Below are 22,347 nucleotides of genomic sequence, written 5' to 3' on the forward strand. Positions count from 1 at the left end.
AAGCAAATTGGTTATTATCGTGCCGCATTATTTTCAAGCTGCTATGTTTGTACAAAATATAATATTTTCTCCCGCAGTTAATTTTTATCATATTGATGGAGTTACAGCAATGATAACGCTGTTCAAGAAACATATATCAAGATTCATATATGTTTTTGTTTTTAAAATCTCAGGTGCGATTGCAACCATGTATTTGTATATCATGCTTTCTCAATCCTTAGGGGCGGCTGCAATAGGTCAGTTCTATTTAGCACAATCACTTATAACATTTGCTACCTTGGTTGGATTATTAGGCTTGGGTAATGCTGTAATAAAATATTCATCTTGGTTATATGAAAAAAATGATTTTACATTGTTGAATACGCTCCGAAGGAAAGCTTTAGGTATAACATTCATATGCTCATTAATTTCAACTTTTTTGATTTACTTTCTAGCGTCGAACATATCAGTTTATTTTTTTAAAAATCCTAACTTAACTGTCATTATACAGTGGATGAGTATTTCAATTATCCCATTTAATATAATTGCAGTATTTGTTTCTTTGTTTAAGGGCGTTCAAAAACCTATTTATGCCACTATATTCGAAAGCTTAATGTTACCGACGATATTACTAGTTTTTATTTTTATTTTTAAAAGCATAGTCACAGTTGAGTTTGTAGCTATGCTTTATTCAGCAGCTATAATATTGAGTTGTATCTGTATAATTATAGTTTGGAACAGGACTTTGCCCAAAAGCAAAAAGCAAAATAACGAGTTAGATGATATAAAAATATTGAGTACTAGTCTTCCTCTATTTTGGGTTGCAATCATGACCTTTATCATGGGTTTTTGTGACATTATTATGCTTGGTATCTGGCATGATGATTTTGTTGTTGGGATATATGCTACAGTAGTAAAAGTTGCATCTGTGAGTACTATGTTTTTAGTAATTGCAAATACTTTGGTATCTCCAAAAATTGCTGTTTTTTATAAAAGTGGTAATTGGCAATCTTTGCGTCTGCTAATTAAGTATTCAACATATCTGATGACTTTAATTGCTTTAGTTTTTTTATTGTTATTCGGGTTTTATGGAGCATTTATCCTCAGTTTTTTTGGTGGCGAGTTTTTGAAGGGAGCAACTTCCCTTATGATCTATTCTATAGGGCAATTTTTTGTTCTAGCAACCGGACCTGTAGCCGTAGTTTTAATGATGACTGGCAAAGAGAAGTTTCACAGGAATACTGTCTTTCTAAGTCTACTCTTAAATATTTCATTAAATTATATGTTAATTCCAAAGTATGGGGCTGTAGGTGCTGCAATGGCCACCTCAATATCCCTAGCCATAAAAAATATTATAGCAGCGTTCTACGTAAATAAGCTGCTTTATTCAAAGCCTTTAACTAACTAGAACAGCAACGAGAAATTTATAATATGAATCAAGAATTACATTTATTTATTATTTGGGAAAAAGCTCGCGTTAATGAACGTGAAATGATGAGAGATCTAAAGAGCAAGTTTGAAATCGTAGATTTGTGTGAAGTTACCTGGAGCGAGAAACATTTTTCGAGAAATTTGACAAGATTTTATGGGGAAAAACTACCAAAGGGCTCACACAAGGAAAGACACTGTGGAACAGGGCCTTTTTTAGTAATAGTAGTAAGGGATTTGGCACCAAACTATTCCAATAGAAAAACATCTAAGAATAGAGATATTAGTGTAAATACTAATGTATTTGATTTAAAGGAAATGTTCAGAAGGCTTTCAGGTGGAGGACATAAAATACATGCTACAAATGATATAAAAGAATTTAAACATGATATAGCACTTTTATTTGGTATTGAGTCAGAGAATTATTTTATTGATGATTCAATTATTAGTACTGCAGTAAGAAAATTAGAATGTGATCTCATAGGTGCAGACGGTTGGAATAATATAGTCGAATTCTTTTATGTTTTAAATCATACTATTGATTATATCGTGATGAGAAATTTTGAATGCTTACCTCATAAGTACAATATGGAATCCCATGGTGATATAGACCTACTGGTCTCTGATTATAATGAATGTGTTTTTGTTACAAATGCAGAAAGAGTATTTAAATCGAAACGTCGTGTTCATAACAAAGTTAATATTGGTGGTGAAGATGTACTATTTGATTTTAGATTTGTCGGTGACGAGTATTATGACAAGTTGTGGGAAGAAAAACTTCTGGCAACAAAAGTTTTTAGCGAATATGGGTATTACAGGCCTGAAAATGAAGCGTACTTTTACAGTTTGCTTTATCATGGCATGGTACACAAACCATTTTTAAGTCTTGATTATCAGGAACGCTTGATAGAATTAGGTAACAATATTGGTATCAATAAGCTTGTTGCGTCTGATTTTGATGGCGGTAGAGTTTACAATATTTTATCTGGTTTTCTAATGTGTAACTCTTTTATTTATTCAGAACCTTATGATTTAACTGTTTATTTTAACGAAAAATTTGTTGGTAAAACTAGAATAAGTCGTATGCGTAGAACCATTGTAGAAGTCAAGAATGTTTTACGTCCTTTTAAGAATCCCATTAGGTTATTAAAAGATATAGTTTTGTGGATAAGAGAGTTCATCCTTAGGATTATTACTTAACATGGAATGGTTTATTTCGGTATCAGATAAGTGGATAAGAAATATTTTATGGCTACTATTCAAATATACTATTTTCAAACAACATTGCATAAAAAACTTCAGTATCTCAGACGTTAGTAGTGATAACTGGTATAGGTGGCATAATGGTGCTCGTTGCTTTTTAGGTAATATTTCAGGGGAATCTATATTCATAAAGAGTGATAAATATTTATGGCGGTTAAAAAATGAATGCGATAAAGGAAAGTTATTCGAAAAAGCTTGTCCCTTGAGTTCTGTTAAAGTTATGTTTGTATCAACAGATTTTAATTACAGTTACATTGTTTTTGAATACATAAATTCAGTCACTTTATCAGAGATATTTAGTTCTGATTCTAGTTTTACTAACTGGGACTTCTTGGCTCATAAGATAGTTGAGATTATTGAAAAATTGTATTCTATTAATCTTATTCATAGAGACTTTACTCCTTCAAATATTCTTGTGTCTCTTGATGGTAATGGGAGATTTACCGAAGTTAAAGTAATAGATTTTGCTTATGCAGTAACCTTAGGTGACGAGTATATTGATAGATATATCGGTCATACAAGCCTAATGAATTTGGGGCAAGGTTTTAAACTTGAAGCTTTTGTTTGGGACGATGCCTATTCGGCACTTAATATTTTAGATACAATTGAATCCAAAAGTGGCAAGTCTATTAAAGATTATAAAGTCAAGCTAAACAGTTTTATTGGAAGATTGAAGTGGGTTTATAAAGAGTAACTATGAATATAGAGTGGATACTATCATTTTTATTTGTCGTAGTGCTGATATTAATGGCTTGCATGTTTTTTTATCAAAAAAGAAGTTTACTTTCACCTAGTGTATTGTTTGCAACCTGGCTATCTATTTCTTTGTTAATTAGCTTGTTTTTTTTACCCAAAGCAAATTATTATTCAGGTGCTTTTTTATGGTACGTAATATGTCTATTTGTTTTTTATATTGGAGAAAGCCTAGGTAGTACCTTAGCTGGTACATTAAATTTTAAGCAGCAATCTATACAAAAAATCCATAGCAATCTTAATTACCTATCTAGAGTTGCCATGATATCTTCAATTATTGGAAGCATGAGTGTTTTTGTATTAATGGGAACATACGGAACTAGCTTTTTTTCACTATTCGATGTTGAAAAATTAATCAGTATATCTCGTGACTATTCTTTAAAAAGGTATGAAGATCCATCATACCGTACGCCAACCTCAGTTCTTATCTTAATAGTATTTATGTATTTAGGAAATTTGATCGGGGGTTATATTTTTGCTCTTTCTAATAACTATACAAAAATTTGCTTAGGTACATTAATACCTAACATTTTGGTAGGACTTATATTAACAACAAGAGCAGCTATATTTTTAGGGGTGATATTATGGACATCAGCTTTTTTAAGTGCAAAGGTTGCAAGTCACCATGGGAAAGTAGACTTCCTTAACCTTAAAAAGATCTTTGTCAGTATAATACTTACACTGGGAGGAATTATTTTATTGGGTATATCACGTACATTGCGAAGTGGGAAAATAGATAATTTTAACACAGACTACTTTATGATGGTGACTGGTAAGTTATTTTCAATTATTTTTGCTTCCATTCCCTCTTTTAGTATGTGGTTTAAGAGCCACATAAATGGAGCACTAAGTGACTTAACTTATGGAGCCATAACATTTGGTGGATTTTTAAGTATATTTGGAATAAAAAAACAAAAGTTTGGATCAGTTGATATTGGAGGTGGTTATCCTGAAACCACGATTCATTCTATTTTTGGCGCTTTAGCAAAGGATTTTACTTTATATGGTACTCTCTTGTTTTTTCTTATTTTTGGAGCCTCTGCAGGGTATATTTTTAAGTTAGCAAGAAATGGAAGTTTTAAGGCTTCAATTTTATTAGTCCCAATATATCTATATTTACTCGGTTTCTTAGTAAACAGTCCATGGAAATTTAATAACATAAATCTTGCAATCCTTCTTTTTTTACTTTTGTTTTTAGGATTGAAGGAAAAAGGGATACAAGGCTTTAAAACAGGTAATAGATGAAATGATAACGATTATATGTGTAAACTTTAATACTGAGTCTGAGATTTCACGAATGATCGACTCAATAACATTCGGCTCGAATTTAGATATCTCTTTGTTAATTGTTGACAATAGTGATTCTGTAAAAGACTCTAATCTGTTTAATAAGGTAAAAAGTAGCTCATTTATCAGTTTAATTAACCCTGGTTATAATTTGGGTTATTTCGGAGCTGCTCAATATGGCTTAGAACATATCAAAAATTATGGTCGTTTAGCCGACTTTACCATAATCTCAAATCCAGACCTTATTTACTCAGCTGATTTTTTTAAACATTTAAACAAATTACGTATCGAGTCTAATATTGGTGTAATTGCCCCAAAAGTTATAAATCACCCATCTTGTACAAATGCGAACCCGTACTTCAGTCAGAGACCTACAAGACAAAAAATTAGATTTTTAAGAAGAGTTCATTCCAATGTTTATACCTTACTCTTTTACACTTTACTTTTTGAATTTAAAAGAAAGTTAGTTAAGAAAAAGCAGAGTCTTGAGCAAGAGTATATCTATGCACCCCATGGTTCATGCATAATATTTTGTAAAAAATATTTTGAACATAATTGTGAATTTAAATTTCCCGGATTTTTATTCGGAGAGGAAATTTTTGTAGGTGAAACATGTCGAAATCTCAATTTAAAAATAATAATAGATAATAATTTAGTTGTAAATCATTATGAGCATAGCAGTATTGGAAAATTGAAAAGTAAAAGTATTGCAAATTATGCGAGGCATAGCTTAAAAATTTTAGAGGATGATTTTTTTAAATAATATGAATATTTGGTTAATTATGTCAGGAGAGCCGTTGGCCCTATATGGGGAAAGGCCTCACAGGGTTGGTGTTTTATCTGAAATGCTGGTGGATGCAGGTCATAAAGTAACTTGGTGGACGACAACATTTGACCACCAAAATAAAAAATATTTTTATGACAAATATACGAAGGTAGACATAAAAAAGAATCTAACAATGAGGTACTTACACTCAAAAGTTGCTTATAGAAAAAACATATCTTTTGCAAGAATTAATAATCATAAGTTGGTCGCAAAAAATTTCACTGAAGTTTCGAGCTCACTAGAAAAGCCTGATTTAATATTTTGCGCATTTCCAACTATTGATTTAGCTTATCACGCTACTTCATACGCGGTAAAGAATGACATACCTGTGGTAATCGATGTGAGGGACTTATGGCCTGATATCCTTTTACAGGCGTTACCAAAAACTTTTAAATTTATAGGTGAATTTTTACTATCAAGATATTTTAGGCAAACAAAGTATATATTCAATAATTGTACGGCAATCACTGCTGTATCAGATAATTACCTTCAATGGGCAATAGGATATACTGATATAGATCGAAGTGACAGTGGGCATGTATTTCCCTTAGGGTATCAAAAAAATATTGTGAGTGAATATGATTTACATGCATCACAATTGAAATTTCAAGATATTGGTTTAGATGAATCCAAAATATTAATTTGGTTTGTCGGTACCTTTGGTCAAACATATGATCTAAATACAATTATCAAAGCAGCAAGAAAACTTAAACACCGTGATGATATTCAATTCATACTTACCGGTAATGGCGAGAAAATGGAGGAGTGGGCAAAACTAGCAAAAGGCTTGCATAACGTTATTTTTACAGGATGGGTTGATAAGCTTGGTCTTGATTATCTGTCTAGTGTTTCCACTATTGGGTTAATGTCCTATAAAAAAGGCGCGCCACAAGGGTTGCCTAATAAAGTTTTCGAATACTTATCAGCAGGTTTACCAATTTTATCGTCATTACAGACGGAAACAAAGGATTTATTAAAAAATGAGCAAGTTGGTTTAACTTACATCGCTGGTGATGTGGATGATTTTATTATCAACTTAAAAAATCTTATTGATAATAAGAACCTATTAACGAGTATGAAGGAAAAATCTACATTGGTTTTCGAAACACAATACTCATCATCAATCATCTATGGCAATATGATTAAATATTTCGAGAAAAAAATTTTAAAGGACAAAATACGTGAATAAAATTCATGCTTTAATGAAAAGAACATTTGATATCATTTTTGGCATTATAGGTATTGCCGTTGTTTCTCCTCTATTTATAGTTATAGCTATCGGAATTAAGCTATCTTCTAGAGGTCCTATATTTTTTAAGCAGGCTCGATTAGGCATAAATGGGAATAGATATAATATTTATAAATTTAGATCTATGGTTGTAAATGCCGAAAATATGGGTACAGGGCTTTTTAATTATGACAATGATCCAAGGGTTACTAAAATAGGTGGTTTTTTGCGTAATAGTAGCCTCGATGAGTTTCCACAGTTTATCAATATTATAAAAGGAGATATGAGCTTTGTAGGTCCAAGGCCACCAGTTTCTTATGAGTTAGGTGATTATAAAGACTTCGATGATAATCTTAAAAAATGTTTCACTGTAAAGCCAGGTGTTACAGGATTGGCACAGGTGAGTGGGCGAAATGAATTATGTTGGAATGAAAAAATAAAGTTTAATCTTGAATATATCGAGAAATTCCATAAGTGGGGAATAATTTACGACCTTAAGTTAATTATTTTGACACTTTTTAAAGTTTTTAAAAATGAAGGTAGTCATGAATTATCCAAAAATTTGGAGCAAGATATGGCTAGAGTAAAAAAACATAAAGAAGAGAAAGAAAATGAAACTTAATTTCGATGCGTTGAATAATCTTAGTTCTGAGCATGGTGACTCATTTTACCTGTTATATTCTGACAGGTTTGCTAAAAATTATGATGATTTTTTGGAAGAATTCCAATGTATCTATTCTAAAACTACTATTGGTTATTCATATAAGACAAATTACACACCGAAGCTTTGTAAAATCATCGATGATAAAGGTGGATATGCTGAAGTAGTTTCTGATATGGAATATAGCTTAGCAATTAATATAGGTGTGAGTCCTAATAATATAATTGTGAATGGCCCATATAAACCAAAAAAAGCACTAATGCGTTTTTTATTAAATGGCAGCATTGTCAATTTAGATTCGTATAAAGAAGTAGCATTATTAACGGAAATTGCTAATCAATATCCAGATAAAAAAATGCTTATAGGCTTACGATGTAACTTTGATATCAATAACGATAGTGTTTCAAGGTTTGGTCTGGACGTAGAAGATGATAAATTTTTTAAGGAGTTTTATAAACTTAAAGAGTTATCAAATGTTAAAATCATGGGGATTCACTGTCACTTTCCGGATAGAAATATAGAGTCCTATGCCTATCGAGCGGATAAGATTCTAGCATTAGCTGATAAATTATTTGAATTACCTCCAAGTTATATTGATATTGGCGGTGGTTATTTTGGAAAAATGGATGATTCATTAAAGAAACAATTTAAATCAGTGCATGAATATAGTGACTATGCACAAGCAATAGCTACTAGATTTAATGATTTTTATTCCGGTTTTGATGAAAAATTAAAGCCTACCCTTATTTTAGAGCCAGGTAGCGCACTTGTAGCGGATACAATGGAATTTGTGGCTAAAGTTATTGATATAAAGAACATCCGAGGTTCAAATATAGCGATGACTACAGGTAGTAAGTTTAATCTTGGTTTGCTTTCTTCTTCTGTAAATATGCCACTAATGGTTTTTAGTGGTGCAGCAGAGCGCACCGCTTATGAAACAGTAGATATATCTGGTTATACTTGTATAGAGAGCGATTTTCTGTATAAAAATTATATTGGTTATTTAAATGAAGATGATTATTTAGTCTTTAGTAACATAGGTTCGTATTCTGTGGTGTTTAAACCACCATTCATATTACCTAATGTACCTATTTTGGAATATGACAATATTACCAAACGATATGACATTATAAAAAGACAAGAAACCGTTGATGATATTTTTCAAACTTTTCACATATAAAAAGATGTTTATATAAAATGACAAATGATAAAAGGCTAATATGGTTTAAAGGCGATATTATTCCTGTAAATGAAGCAAAAATAAATGTTTTATCACCGACTAGCCAGTTTGGTGCAAACGTTTTTGAAGGTTTGAGAGCTTATTGGAATGAAGCAGATAAAGAATTATATGTGTTTAAATTGGAAGAACATATAAATAGGCTTTTAAAATCAATAAAAATGATGAGATTCGAGTCTCAATACGACGCAGTTTTTTTGAAGAATAGCGTAATTGAAATAGTTAAGGCAAATAAGTATCAGGAGGATATAACAATCAGACAAACGATCTTTTTAGATGGCTTTGGTAGTTGGGCATCAGCTAGTCCAACAGATATGTTTATAGCACCCATCGCAAAAGGTCGTCAATATCCACCTGATAAAATAGGAATAGAATGCTGCGTTAGTTCCTGGGCACGGATTAATGACAAATCTATGTCGCCCAAAATAAAGATGGGTGCTAATTATATGAACAGCCGCATGGGGCAAATGGAAGCAATGCGAAACGGTTACGACTCTACTATTTTTTTAAATGATCAAGGGAAAGTCTCTGAAGGGCCAGGTTCATGTATTTTTATAGTGAGGGATGGGCAGCTAATTACTCCCCCTATTACAGCTTCTATACTTGAAAGTATAACAAGAACTACAATTTTAGTTATTGCTCGTAATGATTTAGGTTTAGATGTAGTTGAAAGAGATGTTGATAGAACTGAATTGTATATTGCAGACGAAATATTTTTCTGTGGTACTGCGGTTGAAATTGTTCCTGTAGTTGGTGTTGATAAATTAGTGGTAGGTGATGCCAAAAAAGGTATGATCACATCAAGAATTGAAGATTTATATTTTGATATAGTTAGAGGGTTGTCAGATAAGCATAAATGCTGGCTAACTCCAACTTATAAGGTCTAGACTTATGAAAACAATGATACTAGATAATAATATTGACAACATCAGACTTTATGACCAATTAGGTATCGATAGAATATTTGTTGATTTAGAAATTATTGGAAAGGTTGCAAGGCAAGGCGGTATGGATACTGTAATCAGTGATCATAGCCTCGATGATATAAAAAAAATCAAACCATTACTCAGTGGTACACAGTTATTAGTTCGTGTTAATCCTATTCATTCAAACAGTGTTATGGAGATCACGCAGTCTATAGAAAATGGAGCTGATATCGTAATGCTACCAATGTTCAAAACTGTTGCAGAGGTTGCTTCTTTTGTAAGAATTGTTGACAAACGGGCTGTAGCTTGCATTTTGTTGGAGACATCAGAAGCCTTATGTCGTATTGATGACATCTTAGAAATTGAAGGTATCGATGAGATACACATAGGTTTAAATGATTTACATTTGTCTTTAGGTTTGGACTTCATGTTTGAATTGCTCGGCTGCGACCTTATTGAGTTTTTAACAAAAAAAATACGAAATAAAAATATCCCTTTCGGTATTGGGGGTGTTGGTAGAATGGACCATGGAATGCTAAATGGAAGAGCGATTATGATTGAGCATGTTAGATTAGGTTCGTCAATGGTTATCCTATCCCGTTCTTTTAAAGGAAATGGGCAAGTGAGTATTGAAGATATACAATATGAACTCCTGAAGCTTCAACAAGTAGTTCTTAATGCTATGACTCTAAGCGATTCTTTGTTACTAGAAAATAAGAGTACCTTAAAGAAAATTACAAACCAAATAGCAACAAAGCTGAGAGGGTAGTGTAGATTGCATATTTTAAATGTAGCCTTCATAAAAATGAAAATGAAAATGAAAATATAACTATATTATCGTTAAATTTTATTTTAGATCGACTTACTACAGGTCGTGCGATTCATGATTTGAATTAACTATTAAGGTAGTCAACAAACCGATTCCAACGCTCACAAATAATAAAAAGTAATTAAGCAACCCTGTATAATAATGAAACTATCCACACACATTTTTATCAAGTCTTCTGGCTAAATCGATTCGAAATCACAAATAGTCGACAAATGAATAAGTCACTCGATAAATTGTGATGTTAAGTGTCTTTCTTATCAAATTTATTGTTTTGAAAAATGTATAAATTGCTTGCGTTGTTTAAAAAAAATTATCATTTTAATTCTAGTATAATTTAATATAAATTGATTTTTATCAACAAAAAATATATTCAAATGACTAATATATACTCACTTCACAAGTATGTTAGAAATGATTTTTAAGATTATTAATTTATATAATTTTTTCATAAATTCACATCTATTTTTACCTGTTATTGGGTGAAATTATCTATAAACCGCTAAATTTAAAACTGGCATGACTTTTTTGACTCTGTAAGCATCAAATTCGTATTTTTTGTTAACGAATTTAATAGCAGTGTTAAAACAGAAAAAGAGTTCGTGTGTTGATTTTAGCGCTTTAAATAAAATTTTTAAGACATCATTGACAATACTTATGATAAGTCGTCAATATCATAAGTATGTAAGAACCCGTTCGATAAGCTAGTAATGATGATACTGGAAAGAAGTTAAGTAAAAACCGATGTTGGTTCTAGAACGGATGTCAAACATATTAAGGCTAAAGTAGTTTCGGTTTTTGATAGGGTTATGTTATTAAAAAATATGCATCATAAAAAATTATGGATTAGCTGAAAATTCGCAAATAAAATATATCTGTTATCAATTTAAAATAAGTTTATAACGAATGTTATTTTAGTGCGTGTAAATAAAATATAAATCAAGTGCTTAGCTATCAGTTAATGAGTTTGGCCTGATAGCTGCTAGGAATTACTTAACACAAGCTACCATCAGATTAAGTATGAAAAATTATGTATTGCTTAAGTCCAAATTATTAGTTTATATAGGTGGCCAGATTCTCTTGTTGTCACAACCCCTTTATTGTTACATTACGTTTAATGATATGTTCTGAGATGATTATAAATATTTGATAAATAACATGAAATAATTAATTTCATTGACGGTAAGGGTATGTTGATATAGTTTTGTAGTGTATCTAACATAGGTAATTGATTTAATTTTAATATATATAAATACGACTTCAACGGTGGTAGATAAATCAAAATAATAACTGGAGATGGACTTATGAAAATTGCTATTGCAGGTACAGGTTACGTAGGCCTTTCTAATGCTATGTTGTTAGCTCAACACAACGAAGTTGTCGCTGTTGATATTATTCCCGAAAAAATTGAAATGTTAAATCGTGGCAAATCACCTATTTTTGATGTTGAAATTTCAGACTTTCTTTTAAATCGAGAGTTAAACTTTATTGCTACTTTAGATAAAAATTTTGCTTATATAAATGCTGATTATGTCATTATTGCCACACCTACCGATTATGATCCTGTTACTAATTATTTCAATACATCTTCTGTTGAAGCTGTTATTCGTGATGTGATGGAAATTAATCCAGATGCTTGCATGGTTATCAAGTCAACAGTTCCTGTGGGTTATACTCACCGAATTCGAGAAGAATTAGGTTGTGACGGTTTAATGTTTTCCCCTGAGTTTTTACGAGAAGGTAAAGCTTTATACGATAACTTACACCCCTCTCGTATCATCGTTGGAGAGGAGTCAGAACGAGCGCGTGTATTTGCTGATTTACTGGTGCAAGGGGCTGAGAAAGAAAATATTGACGTATTATTTGTTCGTTCAACTGAAGCTGAAGCGGTTAAATTATTTTCTAATACTTACCTTGCTATGCGGGTAGCCTACTTTAATGAATTAGACTCTTACGCTGAAGTACATGGTTTAGACTCTCGTCATATTATTGAAGGAGTGAGTTTAGACCCTCGTATTGGTAAGCATTACAATAATCCTTCTTTTGGCTATGGGGGGTATTGCTTACCCAAAGATACCAAACAACTTAAAGCTAACTACCAAAATGTACCCAATAATATTATTAGTGCCATAGTTGATGCTAATAGTACCCGTAAAGACTTTGTTGCAGATTCTATTATTAGCAAAAACCCTAAAGTAGTGGGTATTTATCGTTTAATTATGAAAGCGGGCTCTGATAATTTTAGAGCCTCTAGCATTCAAGGTATTATGAAGCGCATTAAAGCGAAAGGCATTGAGGTGGTTGTATTTGAACCTGTGCTTGATGAAAATGAATTTTACCATTCAAAAGTAATTAAAAGTTTAGCTGAATTTAAAGCTGTGTCAGATGTGATTGTATCTAACCGTATGGTTAATGAATTATCAGATGTAGTAGATAAAGTTTATACTCGTGATTTGTTTGGTAGTGATTAATTTAAATATTATTTAAGGAATATTATGAAAGGAATTATCCTCGCGGGTGGCAGCGGCACTCGCTTATATCCGCTAACTAAAGTGGTTAGTAAACAACTAATGCCTGTTTACGACAAACCTATGATTTATTACCCACTGGCAACATTAATGCAAGCGGGTATTCAAGACATTCTTGTTATTTCAACACCTGAAGAAATTGATCGTTTCGAAGAACTACTAGGTAACGGCTCTAACTTTGGTGTTTCTTTAACGTATGCTATTCAACCTAGTCCTGATGGACTTGCGCAAGCTTTTATCATAGCTGAAGATTTTTTAGCAGGATCTGGTGCGGCTTTAGTGCTTGGTGATAACATGTTTTATGGTAATGATTTAAGTAAATCACTACTCAATGCTAGATCACGTAATGTTGGCGGTACTGTATTTGGCCATCATGTGGCTAACCCTAAAGCGTATGGTGTTGTTGAATTTGATGCTATAGGTAAAGCTATATCAGTTGAAGAAAAGCCGGCTGAACCAAAATCTAGTTATGCAGTGCCCGGTTTGTATTTCTTTGATTCTCGAGTTGTTGAGTTTGCTAAAAATGTTAAACCATCTGCTCGTGGCGAATTAGAAATTACCGAAGTAATTGATCAGTACCTTAAATTGGGTGAGTTAAACGTTGAAATTATGGGACGCGGTACAGCTTGGTTAGACACTGGTACTCATGATGATTTGCTGGCCGCAGCTCAATTTATTGCCACCGTTGAAAAGCGCCAAGGATTAAAAGTGAATTGCCCTGAAGAAATAGCGTTTCGTAATGGTTGGATTGATGCCGCTAGGCTTCGCGCGATTGCCGAACCCCTTCGTAAAAGTGGTTATGGTGAATACTTACTTAATATAATAGATGAGAAAATATTTTAATGAAGTTTGTTAAAACAGCGATTGAAGATGTCGTTATATTAGAGCCAACTATTTTTGGTGACGAACGAGGTTTCTTTATGGAAACCTTTCGTGATGATGAATTTAAAGCCAAGTGCTCTGAGCAAGTATTTATTCAAGATAACCACAGTAAATCTAGCCAAGGTATTTTGCGTGGTCTTCATTATCAAACTCAGAACACCCAAGGTAAGTTACTTCGTGTAGTTTCTGGTGAGGTGTATGATGTTGCCGTGGATATGAGGGAATATTCCCCTACCTTTGGCCAACATGTTGGCGTGGTACTGTCTGCTGAAAATAAGAAACAACTTTGGGTGCCAGCAGGTTTTGCTCATGGTTTTTATGTGATGAGTGACTCGGCAGAGTTTGTGTATAAATGCACTGACTATTATTCACCAGAATTTGAAGTATCATTAAAGTGGAATGATCCGGCGCTGAATATTCAATGGCCGCTTGTTAATAGTGCGTTACCTAATTTATCTAGTAAAGATGAAAATGGTCTTTGTTTTGCTGATGCGCCTAAATTTACTTAATACTCGGTGTTTAAATTTATAATATGAATATATTAGTCATTGGTAAAAAGGGTCAACTCGCTTGGGAATTAAAGCAACAAGCCACTAGCGCAGTTAACATTTTTTGTGTTGGTCGTGATGATATTGACTTGTTTGATGTTGATAGCATTGCTAAGGCGTTAATTAGGAACTCAGTTGATGCTGTGATTAATGCTTGTGCTTATACCGCGGTAGATTTAGCTGAAACGGATGTTGATAGGGCCTTTTTATTAAATGCGACCGCCGTTGAGAATTTAGCTAAGGTTTGTAGCAATAATAATATCGCTATAGTGCATGTGTCTACAGATTTTGTTTTTGATGGTAATAAAAACACGCCTTATTTAGTTAATGATGTTAAATCGCCTGTTGGTGTTTATGGTGAGTCTAAATCGCAAGGTGAAGATTTATTACAAGCCACTTCTGCTGAGAATAGCTGTATTATTCGCACTTCTTGGGTGTACTCATTACAGGGTAATAACTTTGTTAAAACTATGCTTAAGTTAATGGCTGAAAAGCCAGCGTTAGGCATTATTAGTGATCAAATAGGCAGTCCTACCTATGCTAAAAATCTTGCCTCAACATGTATTTATGCAGCAGTGAATAACGTTAAAGGTATTCATCATTGGACTGATTTAGGTGTAGCAAGTTGGTATGACTTTGCTGTTGCTATTCAAGAGCTAGCTGTTGAAAAGGGCTTACTCAATAAAGCTATTCCGATAAATCCAATTCAAACCAAAGACTATCTCACGCCTGCCAAAAGACCAAGTTATAGTGTATTGGATAAATCATCATTGAAGACTGATTTTTCAGGTGTTGAACAAGTTCATTGGCGAAAGCAATTAAGCTTAATGTTAGATGAGTTATTAAACTTACAAAAGAGTAAATTAGATAAATTATGAACACATTATTAGTTACAGGCGGTGCCGGTTTTATTGGTGCTAACTTTGTCCATTATTGGCTAAATAATTATCAACAAGATAAGGTGATTGTTCTTGATGCGTTAACTTATGCAGGTAATTTAGCTAATTTAGCCCCCGTGCAAAGCAATGCTAACTTTACTTTTGTTAAAGGTGATATTTGCGATCAAGCCTTGGTAGAGTCATTACTTAAAGAGTATCACGTCAATACAATTGTGCATTTTGCCGCTGAATCTCATGTTGATAGATCAATTACCGGTCCTGATGCGTTTATAGAAACCAATATACTGGGTACATATTCGTTATTAAAGGCTGCCAAAAAGCAGTGGCTTGATAAACCGCTAGAAAATGGCAGCGATCCTATTGAACATAGATTTCATCATGTTTCTACAGATGAAGTATACGGTACGTTATCAGCAACTGATCCTGCCTTTAAAGAAGATACCGCTTACGCACCTAATTCGCCTTATTCAGCGAGTAAAGCGGCAAGTGATCACTTAGTCAGAGCGTATCATCATACTTATGGTTTAAATGTTACTACCAGTAACTGTTCTAATAACTATGGGCCCTATCATTTCCCAGAAAAGCTTATTCCACTGGTTATTACTAACGTATTACAAAATAAGTCATTACCTATTTATGGTGATGGTATGCAAATAAGAGATTGGCTGTATGTAGAAGATCACGCGTATGGTATTGATCTGGTATTAAATAAAGGCCGTGTTGGTGAAAACTATAATATTGGTGGTAATAATGAATGGGCTAATATCAATATAGTTAAACAAGTTTGCCAGCTTGTGGAGCAACAATTTAAAAATAACCAAGCATTAGCGAAAAGGTTTCCATTAGCGGTTGCGGCAAAAGAGCAAAGTACTGAATCGTTAATTACTTACGTAACTGATCGCGCCGGTCATGATAGACGCTACGCCATTGATGCGACTAAAACTCGTGATGAGTTAGGCTATGAGCCTAGAGAGTCTTTTGAAACAGGTATTGCTAAAACCGTTGATTGGTATTTAAATAATGAATCTTGGTGGATCGCTATTATGGATGGTTCTTATCAGGATTTGGTTGTATAGCTTTATTTGTAGGTAATATAAATAAAAGAGTAGTTTTTGAAAAACAGACGATTTTTATAGCAAGTAAAGTGTGGTGACCTTAGTAGATTATAGTAGCAACTATAGAAACTAGTGAAATGATGCTAGCCTTAAGTGAGGTTATTATTTATTTATCTATAACAGCTTGTTCAGCCCTTAGTCAGTTTTTCTTAATCACTGAGGGTTAAAATAATGTGAACAGGATGTTCTCAATGTTAATTAAAAAAAGGATTTTAAAATGGACTTTACTGCAAAAGTTATTCATCACGGCGCGGTTAATGGTGTTACTGGCTCGTGTCATCAATTAGTTATTAATAGCGCTACCAGTATTTTAGTTGATTGTGGCTTGTTTCAAGGGGCTGAGGTTGCGGGTAAGTCGGCTGCAGCGGGTTTAACTATCGACTTTGATATTAGCCATATTACCGCACTTATTGTCACCCATTGCCATATCGATCATGTTGGCCGTATTCCTTATTTATTGGCGGCGGGGTTTACTGGGCCAATATTTTGTACTGAGGCGAGTGCTAGTTTACTGCCGTTAGTGATTGAAGATGCCCTTAAAGTGGGGGTTACTCGTGATCGGGCATTAATTGCGGCTTGTCTTAAATTACTTAATCAGCAAATTAAGCCGATAGCTTATAAACAGTGGTTTAAGTTGCCGGTTAATACGTCGTTATCGCTTGCTGCTAATCATGCTAATAGCCCGCTTGGTTATCAACAAGCGAAAGCTAAATTTCAACCGGCAGGGCATATTTTAGGCTCAGCGTATGTTGAGGTTGATCTTGCTATGCCTTTTCCTTCAGTTATTCCCTCGGTTATTTCTGCTGCTGTTGTTGCAGAAAATTCTGCAGAGCAACCTTTAGGCAAACAGTTAACTTCATCTCACCGTAAACGCTCAACTGATAAGCATAGGGTGGTATTTTCAGGTGATTTAGGTGCGCCGTATGCGCCATTGTTGCCTGCGCCTAAAAGTCCTTATCGGGCTGATACCTTAATTATTGAGTCTACTTATGGTGATAAAAATCATCAAAGTAGAAAGCTACGCCGACAAAGTTTGCAACGGGTGATTGAACAAGCGGTGGCAGATAATGGCGTGGTTCTTATTCCGGCTTTTAGTATTGGTCGTACGCAAGAATTGTTATATGAGTTAGAGCAAATTATTCATCAACAGTGCTCTGCTGCGCACGCTAACAAATCGGTATGGCAGTCTATTGAGGTGATTGTTGACTCACCTATGGCGGCTAATTTTACTGAGCAATATAAAAAGTTTAAGGGCCTGTGGGATGCAGAAGCTAAACACAAGGTTAGCCAAGGGCGGCATCCGCTTAATTTTAGTCAGTTATATACTATTGGTGAGCATAAGCAGCATTTGTCGGTGGTAAAGGCGTTAGCTAAACGTAATAAGCCGGCGATTGTTATTGCGGCTAGTGGTATGTGTGCGGGGGGGCGGATAATGAATTATTTAAAGCAATTTATTACTGATAAAACCACCGATATTTTGTTTGTGGGTTATCAAGCGCAAGGCACGCCAGGGCGAGATATTCAGCAATTTGCGAATAGGGCGAATGGTTATGTGGTACTTGACGATAAACGCTATGTGATTAATGCGGCAGTACATACGGTGAGCGGTTATTCGGCGCATGCTGATCAAGCGGATTTGATTAATTTTGTCAAGCGTATGCGGCATAAGCCAAGACATATTAAAATTGTTCATGGTGATGAAGTGGCTAAGGCGGCTTTGCAGCGTTGTTATCAGGCGATGTTGCCAGAGGCTTTTGTTGAGATTGCTGAGTGATGGTGACATAGATATGGCCAGGTGCAACAGATGTGGGTCGACACGCACGCAGTGAGGTTCGACAGGGCGTAATGTGCAGGTGGTGATGTGAGCTCCTATTAATAGCATAGGGGCCGCTATTATTGTTGAGCTAACGCTTCCCTTTTTTTGAATGATATTCTATGTCACTAGAGTTACAGCATGAATAAAAATATAGCTATAACCTTATTGATAGCGTAATTATTATTTTATTATCAACTTAGCAGCATATTACTAACAACTTATTATCAATATAAAACTTATGTATTTGCTGTCGATAAGTATTGCTATGTTTGAACAATCATATGATAGACTCATCGACATAAACTGACGTGGTTTAGTAGATTTAACTAACTGCTTAAAAAATATTAACCTTGTTAACAACACTGAGTTTTTTAGTAATAATTCACGCTGGCATGAAAACAAATATAAGGAAATATAAAACAATATAAAACAACTAAAAAGTAATGAAAACAGTAAGAATTTTGTATTTCAGATTAAATTTTTAATCACTAATCACTAATCACTAATCACTTAAAACTAAATATAAGGTAATTAAACCATGAAAAAAGTATTACATACTGCACTAGCCGCAAGCATAACGTTGGCGTTAGCCGCATGTAACAACGGTGGTGAAAAAGATGCACCTACTTCAGAAACACCTGCAACACCTGCTACATTAGATTTAGCTGGTTCAGCTGTAAAAGGTTCACTAATTGGCGCTAAAGTGCAAATGTACAGAGCAAGTGATGTCGACTTTACCGCGCCATTAACTACAAGCCCTGTAGATATACAAACAGATGAAAATGGTGCTTACACTGGTACTATTGTAAACGCCAGTGGCGATGCCATTGTAGGCGCATTAGTTATTAACATTACTGCTGATGCTGATACGCAAATGCGTTGTGACGCGGCAGAATTTTGTGGCGATGTACCTCGTGGTGAATTGATCCCAACTACAGAAATCGCTGGTTTATCAGTGAGCACTTTAACAGTGGCTCAAGCTGACAATAGTACTGTGATTGAAGCTGATGCAAATACCTTAACCACTATGGCAACTGATGCGGTATTGGCTCAAGTTGCAGCAAATACCAACTTAACTATTGATACTATGGCTATTGATGATGTAAGTGCTTTACAACAAAATGCTTCTTTGGTTGTGGGTAAAATATTAGGTGTCGATTTATTAGGCACTAATATTTATGACATTAAAATTGTAGACTCTACTGATACGGCAGCTTTCGCTGCAGCAGCAACGGCTGCTGGCGATAAAGCTAATATTACCAATACCTTAACTTTGGTCAATGCGTCACTTGCTTCATTAATTGTACCTGCAGGAAGTACTATAGGTGCAACTATTAATAGCTACGTGCAAACTGTTGCGGTTGTATCTAACGCTGTAGTAGTAGCGCTTGCGCAAAATGTAGATGTTACTACGGCATTAGCTGCAGTAGCTGATGCTCAAGCAACATTAGATATAGCTCAAACACAAATATCTGATCAAGCTACGTTTATCCAACAATCTATTGCGTTAGATGCGGGAAATTTAGGGATAGAAATTGATATTGTAACAGTTGATATTCCAGAGATTGCGCCTGCAATTGAAATTGACCTAGGTGATATCGTTGGTGGCACTGGTGGTACCGGTGGTACTGGCGGCACTGGTGGTACAGGCGGTTAATTTAGCCCCTGAGTAACATAAAACCCGCCATTGGCGGGTTTTTTTATTATCAGCTATTTTTTATTTACATTTTACTTACATTCCACCTATTTTTTTACTTATGTTACTTACTTATGTTACTTACTTATGTTACTTACTTATGTTAATTCACTTTGCTAAGGATTTATTCACATGAAACGCAGTATTCTATCGGCTTTAGCTTTGACTCTGGCTTTACCACATTCGGTTATTGTTGCTGCTGAGCCTGAGGCAAGCATGTCTTTTCAAGGCTATAGCGGTTTAATTAACACGCCCACCGCAACATTGTTTGATGAAGGAAAGTTTTATCTACAATATGGTAACCAAGTTGAAACTAGAAGCGGTTATCGCTCTGGTACTAACTATAACTTTGGTGTGGGTGTGTGGGAATATGTTGAAGTGTCAGGGCGCTTGGCAGATTATGATTTTAGAGTCGGAAATGATGTGACCGATTTATCAGCAAACATTAAATTAGGTATTCCTTATATTCCCAAAGACTGGTTTAGTTTAGCGGTGGGGATTCAAGACCTAGGTGGCGCGGCTAATTATTTTGATGCTAAGTATGTGGTAGCATCAAAAAATATTGTTGAAGAACTAACATTTTCATTAGGTATAGGTAAAAGTGACTCAAATTCAGGGCGCCTTGATGGTGTATTTGCGGGCATGGAGTGGCAACCTTATCAATGGGCTAAACTCTCTGTAGAGTATGATGCTGCCGATACGCAATTAGGACTGCATTTATCAACGCCTAGCGCTTGGTTTGACAGTGGCGTGCAATTATCGACCGACGTAGTTATCTCAAGCACTAACGAAGCGTTAAGCGATGATGTTTATTATGGTGTTGGTTTAACTGTTCCGTTAGATTTTAATCGGGTAACTAAAACATCGCATAGCAGCGCGAATAACCAGCAGTTATCTAGCGATGAAGCGCATTGGTTATCAGATGAAACAGCGCCCGATATGGTTGATCGTACCCGGTTGACAGAGCGTTTACGGGTACAAAAATTATTGGTTAACGAAGGCTTTGAAGCCATTAAAGTCGGCGAGGCTGATTTACAGACAATTTATGTTGAAGTAGAAAACCATATTTATAACCGTAACCAAATAGACGGCCTTGGGGTTTTATTGGGGCTGTTGAGTAAAACGGTGCATTATAATTATTCACATTTTACCGTGGTACTTAAAGAGCGGGAAATTCCTGTGCTTATTGTTAAAGGTAGTTTAGCTGAATATGACGCTTTTTTAACGGATAATCGGCCTTTGAAAGTGGCCATAACTACTGATACTTTTGCGACTCAACGCCAATACTCTACTGCGGTTAGGGATAACAGTAATAATTTTTGGTTAAAGCCGCGCTTTACTTTTTGGCCGGGTATTGTTTCTAGAGTAGGTACTGAGTTTGGCGCTTTTGACGCGTCTTTAGCTTTGGTTAGTCATGCTGAATTACCGTTATGGCACGGAGCGGCAATAACCGCAGTACATACTACCCAAATAGCTGAAACTGAAGACTTTAAAGACGGGAAGTATTTCGGTGATAACAAGCAAAGAACCGGGCTGCGAGGCTATAGTTTTCATCAAACTTTTTCATTACCTTACTCGGTAAAAAACATGACCTCTGTTGGGCGATTTCGTGACACCTATGACTATTTATCCAATGAAGTGCGCTGGCAAAGTGTTGATGGTAGCCATAAAGTTAGCCTAGTAACGGCAAGGTATGACAATCAAGAAATAGCAGAAGTAAAACCTTATGCAAATTGTAATATTTTATTGATCGGCTGTTGGCCGGCCAAAGAGCTTGAACAGCGAGATGTTATTATTGGTAAGTACCGATATTACAACGCTGAGCTTAATACCTCGGCTGAATTAAAAGTAGGGCAATATTGGCAACAAGATAAAGGCGCGGTAGTTAAAGTTGAGCGTATGTTCGGTGATGTATCGCTTAACCTAACTTATAAAAATACTAAAGTGGATAATGAAGAAGCCAATCAATTTATTGGCATTGGTTTTTCAATACCGTTAACACCACGTAAAGACTTTAATAATAAATACTTTCAGGTCAGAGGTAAGACTAAATGGGCGTATTCAGTTAGTACGTTAGTTGGAAAAAGCCATAACAACCTAACCCCAGGCTCTGGCGACAGCGCAGAACTGTCTTATAACCTTGATAGTGCGTTTTATAATAATGACCGCTTAAGTTTTGAGTATATTTATGCCAATGCAAATCGCCTAAAGCAAGCCTATTACCAAGCCCGCTGATTTAGAGGTTGTAGGTTTTTTTAGATTTTTTGTTGATCGTTTGTAGGGTTTTGTAGGGTTTTGTAGGGCTTTTGTAGGTCGGACTTTAGTCTGAGGAATCCCCACAAGTTACTCAATATAAACTATCTTGAATAAGTGTCTTCATGGCACTTAGTATCATTCTATCCGATAGATAATATCGTTTATGTTGCAGTACCCTTAACGCTAAATACCC

The 22,347-nt window shown here is 34.7% G+C and carries 18 protein-coding genes; all 18 read left to right on the plus strand.

The window, feature by feature from the left end:
- The first annotated feature begins 19 nt into the window (after positions 1-19).
- A complete protein-coding gene (locus ESZ39_RS06410; RefSeq protein ID WP_146879083.1) occupies positions 20-1,387 on the plus strand; it encodes an oligosaccharide flippase family protein in 1,368 nt (455 codons plus the stop codon).
- Positions 1,388-1,410: 23 nt separating this feature from the next.
- Positions 1,411-2,607, plus strand: coding sequence for a hypothetical protein (locus ESZ39_RS06415; protein ID WP_146879084.1), 1,197 nt, complete (start codon positions 1,411-1,413; stop codon positions 2,605-2,607).
- Between the two features lies 1 nt (position 2,608).
- Positions 2,609-3,364, plus strand: coding sequence for a protein kinase domain-containing protein (locus ESZ39_RS06420; protein WP_146879085.1), 756 nt, complete (start codon positions 2,609-2,611; stop codon positions 3,362-3,364).
- A 2-nt stretch (positions 3,365-3,366) separates the two neighbouring features.
- On the plus strand, positions 3,367-4,668 hold the full coding sequence (locus tag ESZ39_RS06425) for an O-antigen polymerase (protein WP_146879086.1): 1,302 nt from the start codon (positions 3,367-3,369) through the stop codon (positions 4,666-4,668).
- 52 nt (positions 4,669-4,720) lie between these two features.
- Positions 4,721-5,473 (plus strand): hypothetical protein, encoded by a 753-nt coding sequence (locus ESZ39_RS06430; RefSeq protein ID WP_146879087.1) that lies wholly within the window; start codon positions 4,721-4,723, stop codon positions 5,471-5,473.
- Positions 5,474-5,492: 19 nt separating this feature from the next.
- Positions 5,493-6,725: a glycosyltransferase family 4 protein gene (locus tag ESZ39_RS06435; protein ID WP_223270270.1), complete on the plus strand. Its 1,233-nt coding sequence runs from the start codon at positions 5,493-5,495 to the stop codon at positions 6,723-6,725.
- Positions 6,718-7,386 (plus strand): sugar transferase, encoded by a 669-nt coding sequence (locus ESZ39_RS06440; RefSeq protein WP_223270271.1) that lies wholly within the window; start codon positions 6,718-6,720, stop codon positions 7,384-7,386. Before ESZ39_RS06435 ends, ESZ39_RS06440 begins: the two co-directional genes overlap by 8 nt.
- Positions 7,376-8,605, plus strand: coding sequence for a decarboxylase (locus ESZ39_RS06445; protein ID WP_146879089.1), 1,230 nt, complete (start codon positions 7,376-7,378; stop codon positions 8,603-8,605). The genes ESZ39_RS06440 and ESZ39_RS06445 overlap by 11 nt, the downstream gene beginning before the upstream one ends.
- Positions 8,606-8,622: 17 nt before the next feature.
- The gene (locus ESZ39_RS06450; protein ID WP_146879090.1) at positions 8,623-9,549 is read left to right on the plus strand and encodes a branched-chain amino acid transaminase; all 927 of its coding nucleotides are present in this window, start codon (positions 8,623-8,625) and stop codon (positions 9,547-9,549) included.
- 4 nt (positions 9,550-9,553) lie between these two features.
- Positions 9,554-10,357, plus strand: coding sequence for an aldolase/citrate lyase family protein (locus ESZ39_RS06455; RefSeq protein WP_146879091.1), 804 nt, complete (start codon positions 9,554-9,556; stop codon positions 10,355-10,357).
- Positions 10,358-11,718: 1,361 nt separating this feature from the next.
- Positions 11,719-12,885 (plus strand): nucleotide sugar dehydrogenase, encoded by a 1,167-nt coding sequence (locus tag ESZ39_RS06460; RefSeq protein ID WP_146879092.1) that lies wholly within the window; start codon positions 11,719-11,721, stop codon positions 12,883-12,885.
- 21 nt (positions 12,886-12,906) lie between these two features.
- On the plus strand, positions 12,907-13,785 hold the full coding sequence (gene rfbA, locus ESZ39_RS06465; protein WP_146879093.1) for a glucose-1-phosphate thymidylyltransferase RfbA: 879 nt from the start codon (positions 12,907-12,909) through the stop codon (positions 13,783-13,785).
- Positions 13,785-14,333, plus strand: coding sequence for a dTDP-4-dehydrorhamnose 3,5-epimerase (gene rfbC / locus ESZ39_RS06470; RefSeq protein WP_146879094.1), 549 nt, complete (start codon positions 13,785-13,787; stop codon positions 14,331-14,333). The genes rfbA and rfbC overlap by 1 nt, the downstream gene beginning before the upstream one ends.
- 23 nt (positions 14,334-14,356) lie before the next feature.
- Positions 14,357-15,250 carry a dTDP-4-dehydrorhamnose reductase gene (gene rfbD / locus ESZ39_RS06475; RefSeq protein WP_146879095.1) on the plus strand — a complete coding sequence of 298 codons (894 nt, stop codon included), beginning with the start codon at positions 14,357-14,359 and terminating at the stop codon, positions 15,248-15,250.
- Positions 15,247-16,347 (plus strand): dTDP-glucose 4,6-dehydratase, encoded by a 1,101-nt coding sequence (rfbB, locus tag ESZ39_RS06480; protein WP_146879096.1) that lies wholly within the window; start codon positions 15,247-15,249, stop codon positions 16,345-16,347. Before rfbD ends, rfbB begins: the two co-directional genes overlap by 4 nt.
- 256 nt (positions 16,348-16,603) lie before the next feature.
- Positions 16,604-18,160 (plus strand): MBL fold metallo-hydrolase RNA specificity domain-containing protein, encoded by a 1,557-nt coding sequence (locus ESZ39_RS06485; RefSeq protein WP_146879097.1) that lies wholly within the window; start codon positions 16,604-16,606, stop codon positions 18,158-18,160.
- A 580-nt stretch (positions 18,161-18,740) separates the two neighbouring features.
- Complete coding sequence (locus tag ESZ39_RS06490) at positions 18,741-19,859, plus strand: hypothetical protein (protein WP_146879098.1); 1,119 nt, start codon at positions 18,741-18,743, stop codon at positions 19,857-19,859.
- A gap of 171 nt (positions 19,860-20,030) precedes the next feature.
- Positions 20,031-22,133, plus strand: coding sequence for a YjbH domain-containing protein (locus ESZ39_RS06495; RefSeq protein ID WP_146879099.1), 2,103 nt, complete (start codon positions 20,031-20,033; stop codon positions 22,131-22,133).
- Positions 22,134-22,347: the final 214 nt, after the last annotated feature.

Origin of the sequence: Colwellia sp. C1TZA3 (genome assembly GCF_007954265.1) — a bacterium.
Lineage (GTDB): Bacteria > Pseudomonadota > Gammaproteobacteria > Enterobacterales > Alteromonadaceae > Cognaticolwellia.